14 protein-coding genes are annotated in these 16,813 nt (G+C 38.5%); 2 read left to right on the top strand and 12 right to left on the bottom strand.

The features are described from left to right. Positions 1-87 precede the first annotated feature (87 nt). Positions 88-744, top strand: coding sequence for an acetate uptake transporter (locus tag ACNQFZ_RS15830; protein ID WP_458412290.1), 657 nt, complete (start codon positions 88-90; stop codon positions 742-744). A gap of 150 nt (positions 745-894) precedes the next feature. On the opposite strand, the gene sdhB is transcribed toward ACNQFZ_RS15830, so the two are convergent. The 3 genes from sdhB to ACNQFZ_RS15815 all read right to left on the bottom strand — a co-directional run bounded on the left by sdhB (position 895) and on the right by ACNQFZ_RS15815 (position 4,115). Then, positions 895-1,650, bottom strand: coding sequence for a succinate dehydrogenase iron-sulfur subunit (gene sdhB, locus ACNQFZ_RS15825; protein WP_458412289.1), 756 nt, complete (start codon positions 1,648-1,650; stop codon positions 895-897). Positions 1,651-1,652: 2 nt separating this feature from the next. Next, on the bottom strand, positions 1,653-3,386 hold the full coding sequence (gene sdhA, locus ACNQFZ_RS15820; protein WP_458415410.1) for a succinate dehydrogenase flavoprotein subunit: 1,734 nt from the start codon (positions 3,384-3,386) through the stop codon (positions 1,653-1,655). A gap of 99 nt (positions 3,387-3,485) precedes the next feature. Further along, positions 3,486-4,115, bottom strand: coding sequence for a succinate dehydrogenase cytochrome b558 subunit (locus ACNQFZ_RS15815; RefSeq protein WP_458412288.1), 630 nt, complete (start codon positions 4,113-4,115; stop codon positions 3,486-3,488). A 360-nt stretch (positions 4,116-4,475) separates the two neighbouring features. Here ACNQFZ_RS15815 and ACNQFZ_RS15810 point away from each other — a divergent pair, with 360 nt between their 5' ends. Beyond that, on the top strand, positions 4,476-4,916 hold the full coding sequence (locus tag ACNQFZ_RS15810; RefSeq protein WP_458412287.1) for a YslB family protein: 441 nt from the start codon (positions 4,476-4,478) through the stop codon (positions 4,914-4,916). 47 nt (positions 4,917-4,963) lie between these two features. On the opposite strand, the gene uvrC is transcribed toward ACNQFZ_RS15810, so the two are convergent. The 9 genes from uvrC to polX form a co-directional block, all read right to left on the bottom strand. Next, positions 4,964-6,754, bottom strand: a complete 1,791-nt coding sequence (gene uvrC / locus ACNQFZ_RS15805; protein WP_458412286.1) for an excinuclease ABC subunit UvrC — start codon at positions 6,752-6,754, stop codon at positions 4,964-4,966. A 116-nt stretch (positions 6,755-6,870) separates the two neighbouring features. Continuing rightward, positions 6,871-7,185: a thioredoxin gene (trxA, locus tag ACNQFZ_RS15800; protein ID WP_458412285.1), complete on the bottom strand. Its 315-nt coding sequence runs from the start codon at positions 7,183-7,185 to the stop codon at positions 6,871-6,873. A gap of 181 nt (positions 7,186-7,366) precedes the next feature. Next, positions 7,367-8,344 (bottom strand): electron transfer flavoprotein subunit alpha/FixB family protein, encoded by a 978-nt coding sequence (locus ACNQFZ_RS15795; RefSeq protein WP_458412284.1) that lies wholly within the window; start codon positions 8,342-8,344, stop codon positions 7,367-7,369. Positions 8,345-8,360: 16 nt separating this feature from the next. Then, on the bottom strand, positions 8,361-9,134 hold the full coding sequence (locus tag ACNQFZ_RS15790; protein WP_458412283.1) for an electron transfer flavoprotein subunit beta/FixA family protein: 774 nt from the start codon (positions 9,132-9,134) through the stop codon (positions 8,361-8,363). 85 nt (positions 9,135-9,219) lie between these two features. Next, complete coding sequence (locus tag ACNQFZ_RS15785) at positions 9,220-9,993, bottom strand: enoyl-CoA hydratase (protein WP_458412282.1); 774 nt, start codon at positions 9,991-9,993, stop codon at positions 9,220-9,222. Positions 9,994-10,211: 218 nt separating this feature from the next. Then, entirely contained in the window at positions 10,212-11,900 is a 1,689-nt protein-coding gene (locus ACNQFZ_RS15780) for an AMP-binding protein (protein WP_458412281.1), read from the bottom strand. Positions 11,901-12,147: 247 nt separating this feature from the next. Further along, a complete protein-coding gene (locus ACNQFZ_RS15775; protein ID WP_458412280.1) occupies positions 12,148-12,558 on the bottom strand; it encodes a DUF350 domain-containing protein in 411 nt (136 codons plus the stop codon). A gap of 78 nt (positions 12,559-12,636) precedes the next feature. Then, the gene (locus tag ACNQFZ_RS15770; RefSeq protein WP_458412279.1) at positions 12,637-14,994 is read right to left on the bottom strand and encodes an endonuclease MutS2; all 2,358 of its coding nucleotides are present in this window, start codon (positions 14,992-14,994) and stop codon (positions 12,637-12,639) included. Positions 14,995-15,063: 69 nt separating this feature from the next. Then, positions 15,064-16,785: a DNA polymerase/3'-5' exonuclease PolX gene (polX, locus tag ACNQFZ_RS15765; protein ID WP_458412278.1), complete on the bottom strand. Its 1,722-nt coding sequence runs from the start codon at positions 16,783-16,785 to the stop codon at positions 15,064-15,066. Positions 16,786-16,813 lie beyond the last annotated feature (28 nt).

The raw sequence follows: 16,813 nt of genomic DNA, 5'->3' as shown, positions 1-16,813 counted from the left end.
TTTTGTAAGGTGTTATAAATCTTTGTGCTTTATAATGAGACTGTGTTATATATCAAAAAATAGAAAAACAAAGGGGAGCGTTGATTGATGGGGGCAGTTACGGAAGTAAAAGTAAAAATGGCTGATCCAACAGCACTTGGTGTTTTTGGACTAGCAATGGTAACTTTTGTTGCATCATCTCAAAAAATGGGTTGGACAACGGGGGTAGAATATGCACTTCCTTGGGCTATTTTCCTAGGAAGTATCGCACAGATATGGGCATCAATGGTTGATTTTAAAAACAACAACTATTTTGGTGCTACTGCTTTAGGAATATATGGGCTGTTTTGGATGGGAGTTGCAGCACACTGGGCAATCAGCCTTGGATGGGTTGGAGAATTAACTACTAATGCTGATCCTAGACAATTAGGTTTTGCATTTTTCGGATATTTGTTCTTCTCCTTATTTATAACGGTTGCCGCTTTTGAAGTCCACACAGTAATGGGTTTAATTTTAGCACTGATTGATGTATTATTCCTTTCTTTAGGGTTATCAACACTAGGTATTAACCATGATTTATTCGCACAAATTGCCGCTTACACTGAGTTCGCAATTTCTATTACAGGATTCTATTTATGTGGTGCTACTTTCTTAAATAATTTCTTTGGAAGAACTGTTTTATCTGTAGGAAAACCATTAGGATTGATTGCAAAAGGACCTGTTCAAGTTAGTAAAAAGGTTGGCAAAACTGCTGAAAATATGTAATAAAGTTAAAGGGAATCTCCTCCAGCGTTCAGGCTGGAGGTTTTTTTTTATGGGGTAGGGACAGGTACCTTGTCCCGTATGATTTGGAATATAGAGCTCGCTAAAATAAAATAGGGACAAGGTACCTAACCCCTTGTCCCTATAAATCTATTATTTATCACTACCGAAGAAATTCTTGAACATTTGAACTGTTGCATCACGGTTAACAGCTGCGATGGAAGTTGTAATAGGAATCCCTTTTGGACATGATTGAACACAGTTCTGAGAGTTACCACAGCCTTGAAGGCCACCGTCTCCCATAAATGCATCTAACCGCTCAGACTTATTCATTTCCCCAGTTGGATGGGCATTAAATAGACGAACTTGGTTAAATACAAATGGTCCCATAAAGTCGGATTTTTCATTAACATTTGGACATGCTTCTAAACATACACCACAAGTCATACATTTAGCTAATTCATATGCCCATTGGCGTTTTTTCTCAGGCATTCTTGGTCCAGGGCCTAGGTCATATGTTCCGTCAATTGGAATCCATGCTTTAACCTTCTTCAATGAATCGAACATACGGTTGCGGTCAACCTGTAAGTCACGGTTAATTGGGAATGTACGCATTGGCTCTAATCGAATTGGTTGTTCAAGCTGGTCAACCAGCGCAGAGCATGATTGACGTGGCTTGCCATTAATAACCATTGAACATGCACCACAAACTTCCTCTAAGCAGTTCATATCCCATGTAGGTGGTGCAACTTTTTCCCCTTTAGAAGTAACAGGATTACGTTGGATTTCCATTAAACAACCGATAACGTTCATATTCGGTTTATATGGAATTTCAAACTCTTGTTGATAAGGGGCAGAATCTGGTGAATCTTGGCGTGATATGATTAAACGAATTGTTTTTTCACTCATGATTATTTTTCCCCCTCTGGTTTTTCTGCATATTCATGTTTCGTAGAATAGTCACGTTTACGTGGCTTAATATACGAAATATCAACATCTTCATAAGAAAACTCTGGAGCTTGCTTATCAGGATTGAATTTCGCCTTTGTTGTTTTTAACCAGTCTTCATCATTACGTTCTGGGAAGTCTGGTTTGTAATGAGCACCACGGCTTTCATTACGGTTATATGCACCTAATGTAATTACACGTGCAAGGTGTAGCATATTCTTTAATTGACGTGTAAACATAAGTCCTTGGTTGCTCCATTTAGATGTATCGTTAATGTTAATGTTCTCCCAACGCTCTTGAAGCTCTTGAATCTTCTCATCCGTTTTAAGAAGCTTATCATTATAACGAACAACTGTTACGTTATCTGTCATCCATTCACCAAGCTCTTTATGAATTACATAAGCATTTTCTGTACCATTCATTGATGTTAACTTATTAAATTTGTCTTGTTCTCCACGAAGTGCCTTTTCAAAGACAGACTCTGGTAATGAAGCAGTAGATTTTTCACGGTTATTCATATATTCAACGGCATTAGGACCCGCTACAGATCCGCCATAAATAGCAGAAAGTAATGAATTGGCACCTAGACGGTTTGCACCATGCTGTGTAAAGTCACATTCTCCAGCTGCAAATAAACCAGGAATATTTGTCATTTGATTATAGTCTACCCACATTCCGCCCATTGAATAGTGAACGGCAGGGAAAATCTGCATTGGTACTTTATGTGGGTCATCACCAGTGAATTTTTCGTAAATCTCGATGATACCACCAAGTTTAACGTCAAGTTCATGTGGATCTTTGTGTGAAAGGTCAAGATATACTCTGTTTTCACCATTGATTCCAAGCTTTTGGTTTACACACACATCAAAAATTTCACGTGTTGCAATATCACGTGGTACTAGGTTTCCGTATGCAGGATATTTCTCTTCTAAGAAATACCAAGGCTTACCGTCTTTATATGTCCATACACGTCCACCTTCACCACGTGCAGACTCACTCATTAAGCGATTTTTATCATTACCTGGAATTGCCGTTGGGTGGATTTGGATGAACTCCCCATTCGCATAGTAAACACCTTGTTGATATGCAGTTGCAGCAGCTGTACCTGTATTGATTACAGAGTTCGTTGTTTTACCAAAGATAATACCAGGACCACCAGTTGCCATAATAACAGCATCTGCTTTAAATGCTTTCATTTCATGTGTACGTTGGTCTTGTCCGATAACACCGCGGCACTCATTTTCATCATCAAGAATTAGGGAAATCATGTCCCAGCCTTCATATTTCGTAACAAGTCCTGCCACCTCATGACGACGAACTTGCTCATCTAATGCATATAATAATTGCTGACCAGTAGTCGCCCCAGCAAATGCGGTACGGTGAAACTCTGTTCCACCAAAGCGGCGGAAGTCTAGTAAACCTTCTGGTGTACGGTTGAACATAACTCCCATACGGTCAAATAAGTGAATAATACCAGGCGCTGCATCACACATCGCTTTAACAGGTGGTTGGTTTGCTAAGAAGTCGCCACCATAAATGGTATCATCAAAATGTATCCAAGTTGAGTCGCCTTCACCTTTTGTATTAACAGCACCGTTAATTCCACCCTGTGCACATACAGAGTGAGAACGCTTTACAGGTACTAATGATAATAGTTCAACATGAACGCCTGCCTCAGCAGCTTTAACAGTGGCCATTAAACCAGCTAAGCCGCCACCGACAATAACTAAGTTTCCATTACTCAAAATAACTCACTCCCCGATTGGTTTATCCGAAACTTTAATAATGCACTAAAATTACAAATTAGCTAATTGTGGATCGATAAATGCGAATATTGCTCTAAATGACACAATTGCTAATAAAACGAAAATAACCATAGTCACATATGTTGATACTTGTTGAGAACGAGGAGTAATTGTAAGTCCCCAGCTTACGCAAAATGACCATAATCCGTTTGCAAAATGGAATACAGTTGAAAGGACTCCAACAATATAGAAAACAAGCATGGCTGGGCTACTTAAAATACTTGCCATCATGTCATAGTTTAATTCTGTACCAAGTAATGCAGCAATATGAGTTTGCCATACATGCCATACTACAAATATTAAAGTAAGAACACCTGTTACACGTTGTAGTAAAAACATCCAGTTTCTTAAAAACCCATAGTTGCTAACATTGTTTTTTGCAGTAAAGGCAATATAAAGCCCATAAACTGCATGATATAATAATGGTAAGAAGATTAAAAATACCTCTAAAAAGCGTAAAAATGGTAAACTCTCCATAAATCCTACAGCTTTGTTAAATGATGATGCTCCGTTTGTTGCAAAATGATTCACAGTTAAATGCACGGTTAAAAATAGACCCACCGGAATGACACCAAATAATGAATGGAGTCTTCGGTTTAAAAATTCACGTTCTTTTGCCATTTTTGCCCCCCCTTTAATACTTTACATTGGTTTGAAATAAGTGTTCTGAACAGATTGATAGTCTCCTACCTCCCCGTAAGCAAAAAACTACAAAGAAGGAAATGAATTTGTGAACCTTCTTTGAATAATCTGTGACATGTCCATTTTACTCTCATCTACAAAACACGTCAAGGACACCCATAAATAAAGATTCAAAAAATTCATTTTCTTGCATAGTTTTACATATTATTCCTAATATCAACTTATTTCTCCTTAAATAATATGCAAAATCATTTATTTTTTATACATTTCTTATAAAAAAACCTTTATTGCTAAGTTCAATAAAAAAGATAATAATATGGTTAGAAAGGGTGGTTTCGATTGTTCAGCAAAAAACAGGATGAAAAAATAAATGAAACTTTGTCACAATTAACCGTACCAGCTTTTGGGTATGAATTAATTCGTGAAACATTATTAAAGGATCTCCTTGGAAAGGATTATCAATCCATTTTATACTGGGGGGGCAAAAATCTCGCTAGGAAGTTTCCTTTACAATCTTTGGAGGAAATTATTCATTTTTTTGAAACAACGGGCTTCGGAATTTTGTCAGTTGCAAAAGAGAACAAAAATGAAATTATTGTTGAACTTACGAGTGAGTTAATCGCAAATCGTTTTGAACGTAATGTGGAGTACTCTTATCAGATTGAGGCAGGCTTTTTAGCGGAGCAGATACAAAACATCACAGGGAAAGAAACAGAAGCAATGGAACAACAAAAGAAAAAAACACATACTATTATATTTACTGTTCAATGGGAATCATAAAATTCATTTCTTATTATAACACTTTTATTCTAGGTGTCAGAAAGCCATTACTCTTCTGACACCTTTTCTTCTTGGAGCGAATTCAAAATATTTTCTGCGACATTTTTGGGGATATTGATCGCTACTAAATCATCGACGCTTGCTTCTTTTAATTTCTTAATGGAACCAAAGTGATGTAAGATTTTCTTCTTTCTTTGCTCACCCACTCCTGGAATATCATCCAGTATTGATTTAAATGCGGTCTTTCCTCTAAGTTGGCGGTGGAATGTAATAGCAAATCTATGAACCTCATCCTGGATTCGTTGCAGCAAATAAAACTCTTGACTATTCCTTCCAAGATAAATAACTTCAAGCGGGTCGCCAAAGAGCAATTCCGATGTTCGGTGTTTTTCATCCTTTGCAAGTCCACAAATCGGTAGTTCCAGGCCCAATTCATTTTCCAAGACATCTTTGACAGCATGGATATGGCCCTTGCCGCCATCTATAATAATTAAATCCGGCAGCGGTAGGTTTTCTTTTAATAACCGCGAATACCTTCTTCTCGTCACTTCGCGCATAGATGCATAATCATCCGGACCCTCTACACCTTTAATTTTATATTTCCTATATTCTTTCTTTTCAGGTTTTCCATCGACAAACATGATCATCGCCGAAACTGGGTCTGTCCCTTGTATGTTCGAATTATCAAATGCTTCTATTCGATGTGGAGTAGGAATCCCCATTTTTTTACCGAGATTCTCCACTGCTTTAATCGTTCTTTCTTCATCTCTTTCAATCAAGGAGAACTTTTCTTTCAAAGCGATTTTTGCATTTTTGATTGCTAAGTCTACTAAGTCCTTTTTCTTTCCCTTTTTCGGTTGAAGGACTTTTACCTCGACTAGTTTTTCAGCATATTCACCGTTTATTTCTTCTGGGAGAAAAATTTCTTTCGGTTTTATATGATTGCTTTTTAAATAAAATTGCCCTAGAAAGGTTAAAAAGTCCTCTTCAGGTTCATTATAAAATGGAAAAAAGGAAACATCCCGTTCAATTAATTTCCCTTGACGAATGAAAAATACCTGAATACACATCCATCCCTTATCATACGTATATCCAAATACATCGCGGTCAACTAGTTCATTCAAATTCATCTTTTGTTTTTCCATGACAGACTCAATATGAGAAATTTGATCCCGATATTCTTTTGCCCGCTCAAAATCAAGGTCTTCTGACGCTTTATACATTTTTTCAACCAATTGCTTTTTGATCTCTTGGAAGCCGCCATTCAAAAATTTTACGATTTCATCAACCAACCGTTTATTTTCCTCTTCCGTCACGTCTTTTACACATGGTGCCAGACATTGATTCATATGATAATATAAGCAGACTCGATCTGGTATTGTAGAGCATTTTCTTAAAGGATAAAGGCGGTCCAATAACTTTTTCGTTTCATTGGCTGCCCCTACATTGGCATACGGTCCGAAATATTTCCCTTTATCCTTCTTTACCATGCGCGTTGTTAACAATCTTGGATGCTTTTCAGCTGTTATTTTTAAATATGGATAGCTTTTATCATCCTTCAGCATGATGTTATATTTCGGATCATGCTTTTTAATTAAATTCATTTCTAGTATGAGAGCTTCTAATTCAGAGGATGTGACAATAAATTCAAAATCTTCTATTTCAGCCACCAATCGTGCCGTCTTACCATCATGGGAGCCGGTAAAATAGGAACGGACGCGATTTTTTAATATTTTCGCTTTGCCAACATAAATAATCGTTCCTTGCCGATCCTTCATTAAATAACAGCCCGGTTGATCTGGCAAAAGACTGAGTTTTTCTTTGAGATGACTATTCATTCGAGCAACCTCCGTTCATAAGCAAATAGCGCATCACCTAATGTAATAAGCACTGCAGGTAGTGTGTGGACATTAAAAAAATAAGCCGATAATGCCTGGCTTATTTTTTACTTTCATTAAATATGATTTTCTAATCTTGCTTTGAGTGCATCTTTTGGCTGGAAACCAACGAATTGATCTACTTTGTTTCCATCTTTAAAAACTAAAAGAGTTGGAATGCTCATTATTCCAAATTTGGCAGCTGTATCTGGATTTTCATCCACATCTACTTTTACAATTTTTAATTTTTCGCCTAATTCAGAATCAATCTCTTCTAATACAGGAGCAATCATTTTACAAGGTCCACACCATGGTGCCCAAAAGTCTATAAGGACTACACCCTCATTTGTTTCAGATGCGAAGCTTTGATCAGTTGCATGTACAATCGCCATTTTTTATCCTCCTTACAAGAAGCATTATTTATTAAATTATTTATTAAGAGTATACCATTAGAAGTTGTTTGAAGGAAATCATTTGCTCTATATTACTATATCCTTTTTGCAATTGCATTACTCATTAGATTAAAAAGCGTGTAGTGGCAGCACTACACGCTTTTTATTAAGCCTATTATATTTACGCGTTTACTTTAACTTTTTTGAACTCTTCCACTAATAATGGAACAACCTCAAATAAATCGCCAACAATGCCATAATCGGCTACATTAAAGATATTCGCTTCAGGATCTTTGTTGATGGCAACAATAACCTTAGAGTTTGACATTCCCGCAAGATGCTGAATTGCCCCGGAAATACCACATGCAATATATAAATCAGGAGTTACTACTTTACCTGTTTGGCCGATTTGAAGTGAATAATCGCAATAATCTGCATCACAGGCCCCACGAGAAGCTCCTACCGCTCCGCCAAGAATATTCGCTAATTCCTTAAGGCTGTTGAAACCGTCAGCACTCTTCACACCGCGACCACCAGCAACAACCACCTTAGCTTCAGAAAGATCAACGCCTTCGGATGCTTTGCGAACTACTTCTTTGATAATGGATCTTAAATCTTTAATATCAACGCTTAGAGACGAAATATCGCCTGTACGCGCTTCATCCTTTTCAAGTGTTGGAATATTATTTGGGCGGATTGTTGCAAATAAGATGCCGTCCGTTACAATTTTCTTTTCAAAAGCCTTTCCGGAATAGATTGGACGTGTAAACACAATATTGCCGCCTGCTGCTTCAATATTCACACAATCAGAAACTAGTCCTGAGTTTAGTTTGGCTGCAATTTTCGGTGATAAATCCTTACCAAGTGCAGTATGTCCAAGTACGATTCCTTCTGGATTTTCAGCATTAATAACAGCTAATAGTGCTTGAGAATAGCCATCTGCAGTGTAGTTTTTCAGCCCAGCGTTTTCTACAGTAACAATGCGGTCCGCTCCATATTGAATCATGGCACTTCCTAAGCTAGCTACAGATTCTCCAATCAAAACAGCTACTACTTCACCGCCTTCAGCGATTTGCTTCCCTGCTGCAATTGCTTCAAATGAAACATTTCGTAAATTACCATCACGAACTTCACCTAATACTAGTACTTTTCTAGTCATTATGTTCTCCCCCCGATTATATTACTTTCGCTTCAGTTTGTAGTAATTTAACTAATTCTTTTGCTTGTTCGCCCATTTCACCTGCGAGAATCTTCCCGCCTTCTTTCTTCGGTGGTAAGTAGATTTCAAGCGTTTTTGTTTTTGCTTCTACATCATCTTCTTCTAAATCAAGGTCATCCAACTCAAGCTCTTCTAATGGTTTTTTCTTTGCTTTCATAATTCCAGGTAAAGAAGGATAACGAGGTTCATTCAAACCTTGCTGTGCCGTAACTAGTAAAGGTAATGTCGTTTCAATCACTTCATTGTCACCTTCCACGTCGCGCACGATTGTTGCTTTGTTGCCATCGATATCTAATTTTGTAATTGTTGTTACATAGTTAATATCAAGTGCATCTGCAAGTCTTGGACCAACTTGTCCTGATCCGCCATCAATAGCCACATTTCCTCCAAGGATGATATCAAACTCCTTGTCTTTAAAATATTGTGTTAGTACTCTTGCTGTTGTATATTGATCTCCATTTTCAACATCATCTTCAATATTGATGAGAACAGCTTTGTCTGCTCCCATTGCTAAAGCAGTGCGTAGTTCTTTTTCAGAATCTTCGTTGCCTATTGTAACGACGGTCACTTCGCCACCATGCTTATCTTTAAGCTGAATCGCTTCTTCAAGTGCATATTCATCGTAAGGATTAATAATAAATTCAGCACCATCCTCAGCGATCTTGCCATTATTAATCGCGATTTTTTCTTCTGTGTCAAATGTTCTTTTCATTAATACATAAATGTTCATGAAAATTCCCTCCTTATATTATTTGTATAATCTTATCATTTTTTGTTGAGCGAGCGCTCAGTTTGTGGCTAAAAAGACTACATTCCTATTTTCCTTTAAATTCAGGTGTGCGTTTTTCGAGAAATGCACTTATGCCTTCTTTTGCATCCTCCGTTAGAAAAACCTTGCCAAAAAGATTTGCTTCTTGTTCAGAGCCTTGTTCAAAAGAGGTAACTTTTGCATATTGAAGAAGTTCAATAATTGCTTTTAAAGAATTAGGGCTTTTGGCAGCAACTTTTTGAGCCAATTTATACGCTTCCTCGAAAAGAACTTCTTCTGGATAGGCATGATTCACTAATCCTAAGGCAGCTGCTTGTTTACCTGAAATCGGCTCGCTTGTAAACATCATTTCAGCAGCTTTTGGCATTCCAACTAAACGAGGCAATCTTTGCGTACCTGCAAATCCAGGAATGATTCCTAATGTTAATTCCGGCAAACCAAGCTTTGCATTTTCACTTACCAATCTTATATGGCAACTCATCGCTAATTCTAATCCCCCACCTAATGCTGCACCGTGGATTGCTGCAATCACCGGCTTTGAAAAGTTCTCAATGCGCTTGAACACATCATGACCCCGCTGGGCAATTTCCTTGAAGCCTTCTTCAGAGTCAACTTCAGTAAACTCCTTTATATCTGCACCAGCTGAGAAAAATCTTCCCTCGCCTCTTAATACAAGAACTCGTACATCTTCGTTCGATTCAACTTCGTCCAAGACAATTGAAAGCTCTTTCAAAACGTCACTAGCTAGAGCATTTGCAGGTGGTCGATTTAAAGTTATTGTACCAATTTTCTGATCAATCTGTACAGTAAAAAAATTCATTCGTTTTCATTCCTCCCCGTCCCAAATAAATGGTCACCCTATTAGATTAGTGTGCTGACTTCATTCATAAGAAGTTGTTCTATTAGTCAGCAAATAAGTACACCTTTAACTATTTCTCTATAGAACCTAAATTTCCTCCATGTTTTATTTGTTTTTTCAAAAAATTCCTACAAGTACCTGGATGTGCTCCCTATGTATATCTGAACAACTTTTGTTGTTCAGACTTCCCACTTTTCTTCCTCTAGTAAACAACGTCTTAATATTTTCCCGACGGCCGTTTTTGGCAATTCTGTGCGAAATTCAAAGATACGTGGTACTTTATAAGCGGCCAAATTTTGCCGACAATAAGTTTCTAGCTCGTGCGCTGTTACTTTTTCACCTTCTTTTAAAACGATATAAGCTTTCACATTTTCTCCTCGATATTCATCAGGAATACCTACGACAACGGCCTCCCTGATACTTTCATGTTCATACAAAATTTCCTCAATTTCGCGTGGATAAATGTTAAATCCACCGGCGATGATCATATCTTTTTTACGATCAACGATATAAAAATAACCATGCTCATCCATATAGCCCAGGTCGCCAGTTAATAACCATTTCTCTTCAAAAAAACTGGCTGCCATTTCATCCTCGCGCTGCCAATAACCTTTCATCACCTGTGGTCCTCGTATCGCAATTTCACCAATTTCATGAGGTTCAGCAGGGCCTCCTTTTTCCAATGATAGTATAAAAGCCTCAGTATCAGGCCATGGCACGCCAATGCTGCCTTTTACCCTTGGAATATCCCACAAGAAATTTGCATGGGTTACAGGGGAAGCCTCCGTAAGACCATAGCCTTCGACAAGTTTGCCGCCGGTGATTTCCTCAAATTTTTCTTGAACTTCAAGTGGTAATGGTGCGGATCCACTAATACAGCATGTAAGCGATGAAAGGTCATAATCTGCAATTTCACTGTGGTTTACTAGCGCGATAAAAATGGTTGGTGCGCCGGGAAAGATGGTGGGTTTCATTTTTTCAATTGTATATAACGTTTCTTCTACATCAAATTTGGGGAGTAAAATCATTTTTGAAGCATGCATGATTGCCAAGTTCATGACTACAGTCATTCCAAACACATGAAAGAAAGGAAGTATTCCTAAAATGATTTCTTCACCTTTTTTCATTTTATACATCCAATGAATACACATGGTTGTATTAGCTACAAGATTATAGTGGGTAAGCATCACCCCTTTGGCCTGACCTGTTGTCCCACCTGTATATTGGAGGATAGCGAGGTCTTCTTTAGGATTTATGTCGAGTGGAATTTTTTGGGCACTTGAGCTTTGAATTGCTTTTTTGAAATGATGAGTTGTTTTTCCGTGGGGAATCTGCAATTTAATTTGCTGCTGTTTTTTTTGAATAAATGGGTAGATGACGTTTTTGGGGAATGGTAAATAGTCACGAATACTAGTTACAATCACATGTTCAAGAATCGTTGCCCTTTTCACTTTAGCGACCCTTGGATAGAGGATGTCTAAACAAATGATCATCTTTGTACCAGCGTCCCTCAATTGAAACTCTAGTTCACGTTCTTTGTACATCGGATTGGTTTGAACGACAATGCCACCAGCAAAAAGGACAGCGTAGTAACTGATCACTGCCTGTGGGCAATTCGGTAGCATGATTGAAATACGGTCGCCCTTTTGTATCCCAATGGATCGCAGGTAATTTGCCAATTTTAACGAGTAGGAATACAGCTCTTTATAGGTTAGTTCCTTCCCTAAAAAGTGGATTGCAATTTTGTCTGGTAAGCTTTCAGCCGCTTCTTCTAGAAATGCAAATAGCGGTTTTTCTTCATATTTTATATGGTGGGGAATTTCGGTAGGATATTTGGTGAGCCAAGGTTTCTCCTGCAACACGTCCATTTCAATACCCCCTTTTTTCCAATGCCTTACTTTACATTGTATTCAGGGACAAGGGGACAGGTACCTTGTCCCACAAGAAAAATTTTGGGATAAGAATTTACGCAACAAAGAGCTGGGACAAGGTACCTGTCCCCTTGTCCCCTCATGCATTAATAAACCAATAAAATAAACCTATGATAAAAAAGAGAGCACAGACAATCATTAAAATTTTTGCAAGTTTCTCCAAGCCTTCCAACTCCTCTACCAATCATGCAACAATACTTGCGCCAATCACATAAGATAATCCTATTGAGATCATCATTGCTATGAAACCAACAGCATGGTTGCCTTTTTCAATTTCATCATCAATATTAAATTTCGGGGTTAAAAATTCAAAAATAAAATAGCCGATTAGGAGTAGAATAAAGCCGTATAATCCCCATATTAGCATCGTCACTAATGAATCATTATGTTCAATGGAGAATCTGAATATATTGGCGATGCCAAATATTTTTCCCCCGGTCGCCATCGCCACAGCCATATTACCATTCTTTATTTCTTCCATATTTCGGTACTTCGTTACAAGCTCAAAAATTGAAAGAAAGACAACTAATGATAATATGATCACACTATAATTTGCTGCTGTCAGCACATAGTTGTTTTGCCAAAAATTATTCATGAATGACCTCTCCCTTAGCGAAGCCTACTATACATAGGAAATTCCCATGTACAATGAAACGCGTCAATAATAGCTCCACTATTTTAATTCAACATATGTCATTCCACTTCCACCCTCTGCCATACCACCAAGACGATAGGATTTTACATGGCGATGGTTTTTCAGGAAGTCATGAACTCCTTTGCGAAGTGCACCTGTTCCTTTTCCATGGATAATGGATACACTTGGGTAACCGGCAAGCAGTGCGTCATCAATATATTTTTCTACTTTCAAAACGGCATCCTCATAGCGTTCACCACGAAGATCAAGCTCTGGTTTCACATGATGATCCGATCCTCTAATTGTTGCTAACGGTTTTGTGGCGACAGGCGTTGGCCGACTAATGTATTCAAGATCCTTCTCTTTCACTTTCATTTTAAGAATGCCAATTTGTACTTGAAACTCGCCATTGCTAATTCTTTGAACAATATGCCCTTTTTGGTCCAGGCTGACAACCTTCACTTCATCACCTGGGAGGAGCTTTTGCTTCTTCTCTTGTTTTACGATTACTTTTTTATTTTTTTGCAGTGTTGGTGCAGCTTCTTCTAATTTTTTACGGGCTTCAATTAATTCATGCTCTTTCACTGATAGAACCGCGTTCGTTTTCATTTTTCTTAAATCTCTAATAATCGCTTCTGCTTCACCTTTGGCTTTATCGACTGCTTCTTTTGCCGTTTCTTCTGCTTTTTCTAATAATTTATCCCGTTCCTCATAGAAAGCGATGATTTGCTTTTGCAGCTCTTGACGAAGTTTTTCGGCATCTTTCCGAATCTCTTCAGCGTCTTGCCACTCTTCTTCCGCTTTCTTCTTAGACTCCTCAAGGGAGGCAATCATATTCTCTACTTTATTTGTTTCCTGGCTGACGAAGCTTTTAGCATGATGGATGACATCTTGTGAAAGTCCTAAACGACTAGAAATTTCAAAGGCATTACTTCTGCCAGGAACACCGAGAAGTAAACGATACGTTGGACTTAACGTTTCAACGTCAAACTCAACGCTGGCATTAATGACACCTGATCGGTTATAACCATAGGCTTTCAATTCTGGATAATGTGTCGTCGCAACAACTTTTGCTCCACGGTTGTATACATCATCCAAAATTGCAATAGCAAGCGCTGCCCCTTCCTGGGGATCCGTTCCTGCTCCAAGTTCGTCAAAAAGAACGAGACTATTCGCATCAACCCGCTTTAAAATTTCCACGATATTTGTCATATGGGATGAGAACGTACTTAAGCTTTGCTCGATGGATTGTTCATCGCCGATGTCCGCAAAAATATTTGTAAATACCATCATCTCTGAGCCATCAAGTGCCGGTATCTGCAGACCTGACTGTGCCATTATTGTTAATAGGCCCAGTGTTTTTAATGTTACTGTTTTACCGCCTGTATTTGGACCGGTTATGACGATGGCGGAGTAATCTTCCCCAAGTATAATATCGTTTGGAACGACTTGTTTTGGATCGATTAGTGGATGCCGCGCTTTGAAAATTCTTATTCTACCCTCTTGGTTCATGCTAGGCTTTGAAGCTTTCATTTTCTGGCCATAAGCCGCTTTGGCAAACATAAAATCGATTTCAGCTAAAATCTTTACATTATGCAGCAATGGCTCCGCATCTTCGGCAACAAATTGTGTCAGCTCATGTAAAATTCTTTCTACCTCTTGCTTTTCCTTCGCCCTTGCTTCTTGAAGCTGATTATTCAACTGGACAACAGCTTGCGGTTCGATAAATAGCGTCGCACCTGAAGAGGACTGATCATGGATGATCCCACCATAGGCGCTGCGGTATTCTTGTTTTACAGGAATAACAAAACGATCATTCCGAATCGTAATAATAGCATCTGACAGCATTTTTTGTGCAGATGAAGACCGTGTCATACTGTCCAATTTTTCGCGTATACGAGATTCTGCTGAACGCAATGTCTGGTGGATACTGCGTAATTTGTCACTAGCTCCATCCATTACATAGCCATGGTCATCAATACAATTTTTTATTTTTCGTTCTAAATCTGTTAAGGTGATAAGTTGGCTAATATAGCTTTCTAAAATTGGAAGTTCAATTCCATCCTCAATCATACCTTCAATGAAATTTTTGATTTGTCTGCCACCATAAATAGTGCTGGCTATATCCAACAATTCAGTTGCACTTAAATCCCCACCGATTTGCGCTCTTTTTAGGCTGGGGCGGATATCAAAAATTCCTCCAAGTGGGACTTGACCTTTAAGCCTTAATACTTTTGCAGCCTCATCCGTTTCTTCCTGCCATTTTACAATTTCATCAAAATCGAAGGAAGGTAAGAGTCGCTCGGCCTTTTCCTTTCCTAAAGATGAAGCTGCATATTTCATCAATGTTTCTCTTATTTTTTCAAACTCTAAAATGCGAAGTACTCGCTTATTCAATGATTCACCCTCCTTAATCAGGTTAGGCTCTTCTCTATGCAATCTGCAGTCCGTGCCTAATCCGAAACATTAGCAATTCCGATTTAAAAATGCAATAAGTTTATCAATATTCCAAGTGTTTAGGACACCCTCTTTTTTAATCCAGCCTCTTCTCGCCGTTGCAACCCCTAGTTTCATATGCTCCATCATATCAATTTGATGGGCATCTGTATTGATAACTAGCTTAACCCCAGCTTCTTGCGCTTTTTTCAGCCATTCTGCTGATAAGTCTAACCGGTAGGGGTTGGCATTACATTCAAGAGCAGTATTTGTCTTTTTAGCGATTTCGATTAACATATCTAAATCAACATCATAGCCCGCTCTTTTTCCAATCAGCCTTCCTGTTGGATGGGCGATAATATCTACATGTGCGCTTTCTAACGCTGTGACGAGGCGCTCCATTATTTTATCACGATTTTGTGAAAAGCTTGAATGAATAGCGCCGATTACGATATCCATTTCTTTTAATACTTCATCATCAAAATCAAGCGTCGCATCCGGCAGGATATCCATTTCGACACCAGCTAAGATTGTAATATCACCATATAAGTCATTCAATCTGTTGATTTCCTTGCGCTGTTCACGTAGGCGCTCGGCCGTTAAACCATTGGCTACCTTTAAATATTGAGAATGATCCGTGATGGCAATATAAGAGTATCCTCTTGCCCTTGCTGCTTCCACCATTTCTTGAATAGAATAGGCGCCATCACTCCATGTTGTATGCATATGAAGGTCACCCTTAATATCGTCCACAGAGAATGGAGCAATTTCCCCTGCCTGTGCTGCTTCGACTTCTCCTTGATCCTCTCTCATTTCCGGTGGAATAAATTGGAGCCCAAAGTGAGCAAAAAATTCTTCTTCTGATGAAAATGTCAACAATTCCTCTGTCTTAAGGACTTCCACACCATATTCACTGATTTTCTCGCCCCGTTCTTTTGCAAGTTGGCGCATTTTTACATTATGATCTTTTGACCCGGTAAAGTGATGTAATGTTGTTGCGAAACTCTTTGGCTCCACTAGGCGAAAGTCGATTGACACATCATAATCATAATGCAATACTACGGAAACCTTTGTATCCCCGCTGGCAATCACGTCAGCTATATTTTCCAGCTGCAAAAGCTGCTCACGAACCGATTGTGGATTCGTAGTGGCAATAATAAAGTCCAAATCCTTTATCGTTTCTTTCATTCTCCGCAAGCTTCCTGCCCGTGAAAATTGGATGATATCGCTCATGTTACGAAGCGCTTCTTCCACCTTAGCTGCTATCTCTAGCATGTACCAAACAGGGAGTCGATCAGGACGTTTTCCGATTTCTTCAATCGCTGCTAAAATTTTTTCCTCTGTTTTTTTGCCAAAGCCAGCTAAAGCTTGTACCTTATTTTCGATACAACACTTTTTTAATGATTCTACATCAGTAACATGTAACTCTTGATATAACTTTGCAATTTTCTTTCCACCAAGACCAGACAGATTTAATAGTGGCAGTAATCCTTTGGGTACCTGTTCCTTAAGTTCCTCGAGCACGCTCGATTTACCTGTATCCAATAATTCCTCGATTACAGCAGCCGTCCCTTTGCCTATACCACCTATTTTTGAAAAATCACCAATATCCTTCAAGCTTCGATCATCAGCTTCAAGGGCTGTAGCTGCTTTCCGGTATGCAGAAATTTTAAACGGATTTTCCCCTTTAATTTCTAAATATATAGCAATCGTTTCTAATACTTTGATAATATCCTTTTTATGAATGTTCATCCTAATCACCTTCTTTATGAAATACCAA

The organism is Schinkia acidoalkalinis (assembly GCF_054301215.1).
Note: the sequence above shows the minus strand (reverse complement) of the source record. Positions and strands in the feature narration are given on the sequence as shown.

Bases quoted from the DNA above. Each gene is read 5' to 3' on its own strand.
- ACNQFZ_RS15830 (WP_458412290.1), top strand. From the start codon at position 88: ATGGGGGCAGTTACGGAAGTAAAAGTAAAAATGGCTGATCCAACAGCA.
- sdhB (WP_458412289.1), bottom strand. From the start codon at position 1,650: ATGAGTGAAAAAACAATTCGTTTAATCATATCACGCCAAGATTCACCA.
- sdhA (WP_458415410.1), bottom strand. From the start codon at position 3,386: ATGGCCACTGTTAAAGCTGCTGAGGCAGGCGTTCATGTTGAACTATTA.
- ACNQFZ_RS15815 (WP_458412288.1), bottom strand. From the start codon at position 4,115: ATGGCAAAAGAACGTGAATTTTTAAACCGAAGACTCCATTCATTATTT.
- uvrC (WP_458412286.1), bottom strand. From the start codon at position 6,754: ATGAATAGTCATCTCAAAGAAAAACTCAGTCTTTTGCCAGATCAACCG.
- trxA (WP_458412285.1), bottom strand. From the start codon at position 7,185: ATGGCGATTGTACATGCAACTGATCAAAGCTTCGCATCTGAAACAAAT.
- ACNQFZ_RS15795 (WP_458412284.1), bottom strand. From the start codon at position 8,344: ATGACTAGAAAAGTACTAGTATTAGGTGAAGTTCGTGATGGTAATTTA.
- ACNQFZ_RS15790 (WP_458412283.1), bottom strand. From the start codon at position 9,134: ATGAACATTTATGTATTAATGAAAAGAACATTTGACACAGAAGAAAAA.
- ACNQFZ_RS15785 (WP_458412282.1), bottom strand. From the start codon at position 9,993: ATGAATTTTTTTACTGTACAGATTGATCAGAAAATTGGTACAATAACT.
- ACNQFZ_RS15780 (WP_458412281.1), bottom strand. From the start codon at position 11,900: ATGGACGTGTTGCAGGAGAAACCTTGGCTCACCAAATATCCTACCGAA.
- ACNQFZ_RS15775 (WP_458412280.1), bottom strand. From the start codon at position 12,558: ATGAATAATTTTTGGCAAAACAACTATGTGCTGACAGCAGCAAATTAT.
- polX (WP_458412278.1), bottom strand. From the start codon at position 16,785: ATGAACATTCATAAAAAGGATATTATCAAAGTATTAGAAACGATTGCT.